This window comes from Streptomyces sp. NPDC002130 (assembly GCF_040296465.1).
Taxonomy (GTDB): domain Bacteria; phylum Actinomycetota; class Actinomycetes; order Streptomycetales; family Streptomycetaceae; genus Streptomyces.
In genome coordinates, this window is record NZ_JBEOXI010001111.1 from 1 (window position 1) to 1139 (window position 1139).

General features: G+C 61.3%; 1 protein-coding gene. It reads left to right on the forward strand.

Annotated elements, in window-relative coordinates; translation table 11 throughout:
• Window positions 1–1073: serine hydrolase domain-containing protein (locus ABT116_RS48835; RefSeq protein WP_351648036.1), on the forward strand; the 1073-nt coding region annotated here is incomplete at its 5' end.
• Window positions 1074–1139: the final 66 nt, after the last annotated feature.

Below are 1139 nucleotides of genomic sequence, written 5' to 3' on the forward strand. Positions count from 1 at the left end.
CGGGCGTAGTCGCTCTGGAGGACCGGTACGCCCCGCACGTACTGAACCCCCTTCACCGTCATCCTGCCGACGAATCCCGTACCACTCCTTGGGGTCCGGACACCATCGTCAATACGTTCTCCATCACCAAGACCATGACGGCCCTGTGTGCGCTCCTGCTGGTCGAACGCGGCCAATTGGACGTGTACCAGAAAGTTGCTCACTACTGGCCCGAATTTGCGGCAAACGGTAAGGAAGACATCGAAGTTCGCCACCTCCTCTCGCATACGTCCGGAGTCTCCGGCTGGGAACGCCCGATCGAACTGAAGGACATCTACGACCTCGAGGCGTCCACCACCCGCCTCGCTACGCAGAAGCCGTGGTGGACCCCCGGTACGGCGTCGGGCTATCACGCGATCAACTACGGCCATCTCGTCGGTGAGGTCATTCGTCGCATCGACGGGCGGACTCTCGGCAGGTTCTTTGCCGAAGAGCTTTCCGGTCCACTGGGAGCCGACTTCCATATCGGCACGTCCGCAGAGCATTTCGGTCGAATCGCCACCATGGTTCCGCCGCCCGCGTTGGAGTTCGACCTGTCTACTCTCGACCAGGACAGCATCTTCATCAAGACCCTGACCTGCCCATTGCTCGACTATCCCGAGGTCAACACCGCGCCCTGGCGGGAAGCTGAAATCGGCGGAGTCAACGGTCATGGCAACGCCCGTTCGATCGCTCGGGTCCAATCCTTGATCTCGAACGGTGGTGTGCTCGACGGCCAGAAGTTGCTCTCGCAGAGCACCATCGACCTGATCTTCGAGATCCAAGCCGACGGTATCGACCTCGGGATCATGACTCCGCTCAAGTTCGGCATCGGATACGGACTGCCGCACCCGGATACCGCACCCCTGGTTCCCGACGGACGCGCCTGCTGGTGGGCCGGTATCGGCGGCTCGATGCTGGTCAACGATCTGGACCGTCGGATGACCTTCGCCTACGTCATGAACAAGATGGCGCCGGGTCTGATCGGATCCGATCGCAGCAACGCGTATCTGAGTGCCGCATACAACTGCGAGATCAGCGAGGTCAACTCATGAAGGCAGCTCAGCTCATGGGGCCTGGTCTCCTCGAGATCAACGACGTGCCGGTCCCCGAGATCGGTC